The 2,442-nt window shown below is 73.2% G+C and carries 2 protein-coding genes; one reads left to right on the forward strand and one right to left on the reverse strand.

Going from position 1 to position 2,442, the window contains the following annotated elements; translation table 11 throughout:
- The first annotated feature begins 171 nt into the window (after positions 1-171).
- Positions 172-1,035, forward strand: a complete 864-nt coding sequence (locus ACIY1X_RS14645) for a hypothetical protein (RefSeq protein WP_399681652.1) — start codon at positions 172-174, stop codon at positions 1,033-1,035.
- On the opposite strand, the gene ACIY1X_RS14650 is transcribed toward ACIY1X_RS14645, so the two are convergent.
- Positions 1,019-2,056: an LLM class flavin-dependent oxidoreductase gene (locus ACIY1X_RS14650; RefSeq protein ID WP_399681655.1), complete on the reverse strand. Its 1,038-nt coding sequence runs from the start codon at positions 2,054-2,056 to the stop codon at positions 1,019-1,021. The two genes, ACIY1X_RS14645 and ACIY1X_RS14650, sit on opposite strands and share 17 nt — an antisense overlap.
- Positions 2,057-2,442 lie beyond the last annotated feature (386 nt).

The following is a 2,442-nucleotide window of genomic DNA, read 5'->3' on the forward strand; positions in this document are numbered from 1 at the left end:
CACTGACCTGCCGGCGTCGTCCTACGCGCAAGACCGATGCGCGCCGCGGGCCCGGCCACGCCCGGCGGCGCTAAGGTGCCTCGTTCAGGGAGCCTTGCGGGGCACCGACACGCGCACAGACCGATGCCGGCGGCGCCTGGCGGCCCCGTTCCACCGCAGGACATTCCGCCCATGCCTCTGGACCCTCCCCGCGCCGATGCCCGCCGGCGCCGCCCTTCCCTGCCCTTCGCGCTCGCCGGCATCGCCGTGCTCGGCGCCGCCGGCGCGGCTCATGCGCAGATGTCTCCCGCGCTCGACCGCTTCAGCCTGTCGGTGGGCGCCTTCAGTGCCAAGCCGGAGGTCAGCGCCGCCGTGGGCAACCGCTGGGGCTCGCTGAGCACCGGCGACCTCGACGCAGGCCGCAAGACGCTGCCGCGCATCAGCGGCGAGTTCCTGATCGGCGACAACCACGGCATCTCCTTCGAGGCCTTCCGCTACAGCCAGTCGTATGCGGACCAGTGGGGCGGCGTCTACACCTCCGGCCCCTTCAGCGCCGGCCTGGCCACCGGCCTGAGCCTGGACTTCGACCTGGACGTCGCGCGGCTGGGCTACCGCTACTGGTTCGGCTCGGGCAACACCGTCGTCGGCCTGGGCGCCGGCATCGGCTACTACCGCGTCTCGCTCGAAACGCACGCCTTCGCCAGCGCGAACGCGGGGCTGGCGGGGCTGGGCTTCGCCGGCTACAACGGCTACTACACGCGGCACGACAGCGACGACGCCGTGGCACCCATGCTGGAGGTGGGCGTGCGCCACGCGATCACGCCCGACCTGCGCCTGTTCCTCGACGGCTCCGGCATCCACAAGGGGGGCGGCGGCGGGGTGCGCGGCAGCATCTACAACGCCACCGCGGGGGTGGAGTGGTTCCCGCTGCGCAACGTCGGCGTGTCGCTGGCCTACGCCGTCACCGACGTGGATCTCAAGCGCGACGATGCCGGCCTGCAGCGCCTGCGGCTGAAGTTCCACGGCCCGGTGGCGGCCGTCAAGATGCGGTTCTGAGGGCGGCAGCGCCCTTCATGCGCAGCCCGCGCCCGGCCTCGGCCGTGATCTCGTAGCTGCGCAGCCGCGCGGCGTGGTCGTGGATGCCGCTGGCGACGATGATCTCGTCCACGCCGGTGCGGTCGGCAAAGGCCTGCAGCCCCGCGCGCACGGTGTCCAGCGTGCCGATGGCGGCGCACGAGAGCACCGAGTCCAGCAGCGCGTTCTCGGCCGGGCCGATGCGCTCGCGGTAGCCCGCCGCCGGCGGCGGCAGGCGCCCGGGGCGGCCGCTGCGCAGGTTGACGAAGGACTGCTGCCACGAGCTCGCGACCAGGTGCGCGCTGGCCTCGTCGTCGGCCGCGAAGACGTTGAAGCCCGCCATCGCATAGGGCTGCGCGAGCTGGGCCGACGGTTGGAAAGTCTCGCGGTAGATCTGCAGGGCCTGCATCAGCGCCTGCGGCGCGAAGTGCGAGGCGAAGGCGAAGGGCAGCCCCAGGTGCGCGGCCAGTTGCGCGCCGAACAGGCTGCTGCCGAGGATCCACACCGGCACCTCGCTGCCGCGGCCCGGCACCGCCAGCACGCGCTGGCGCGGCTCGCGGCTCATGAAGTCCATCAGCTCCACCACGTCCTGCGGGAAGCGCTCGGCGCTCTCGTGCAGGTCGCGCCGCAGGGCGCGGGCGGTGGCGCCGTCGGAGCCGGGCGCGCGGCCCAGGCCGAGGTCGACGCGGCCCGGGTACAGCGCCGCCAGCGTGCCGTACTGCTCGGCGATGACCAGCGGCGAGTGGTTGGGCAGCATCACGCCGCCGGCGCCGATGCGGATGGTGGAGGTGCCGGCGCCGATGTAGGCCAGCAGCGTGGAGGTGGCGGCGCTGGCGATGCCGGGCATGCCGTGGTGCTCGGCCAGCCAGTAGCGGCGAAAGCCCAGCTTCTCGCCGTGCTGCGCCAGCGACAGCGAATGGCGGAAGGACTGGCCCTCGTCGCCGTCGTGGCGGATGGGCGAGAGGTCGAGGATGGCCAGGGGCAGGGTGGGTGCGGAGGACATGGCGCGGATGATGGCGCACGATGCGCCGCCGCGCCGGCGTGGGCCCTTTTCATCGCCGGGCCGCCCCAAGATGAAAAGCATCCCCTCGGGGGATCGGCCAGGCGCGAAGCGGATGGCCGAGGGGCCATGTTTCATCGCCGGGCCGCCCCAAGACGAAAAGCATCCCCTTGGGGGATCGGGCAAGCGCGAAGCGGTTGACCGAGGGGCGATTTTTCAGCCCCGCCCGGCGCGCACCGCGGCGGTGATGGCCTGCACGCGCGGCTCGTCGGCCCAGCGCACGGCCGGCAGTGCCAGGCGGCGGCGCCAGTTGGGGTGCTGGTCCACGGTGCCGGGCACGTTGACCTGCGCCTGCTGGGCCAGCAGGTCCTCGGCCTGCACCATCATCA

This window comes from Xenophilus sp. (assembly GCF_044462705.1).
In the GTDB taxonomy this organism is placed as follows: Bacteria; Pseudomonadota; Gammaproteobacteria; order Burkholderiales; family Burkholderiaceae_C; genus Xenophilus; species Xenophilus azovorans.

What these genes read in the sequence shown, in the direction of transcription:
- ACIY1X_RS14645 (WP_399681652.1), top strand. Translation starts at nt 172, where the DNA reads ATGCCTCTGGACCCTCCCCGCGCCGATGCCCGCCGGCGCCGCCCTTCC.
- ACIY1X_RS14650 (WP_399681655.1), bottom strand. Translation starts at nt 2,056, where the DNA reads ATGTCCTCCGCACCCACCCTGCCCCTGGCCATCCTCGACCTCTCGCCC.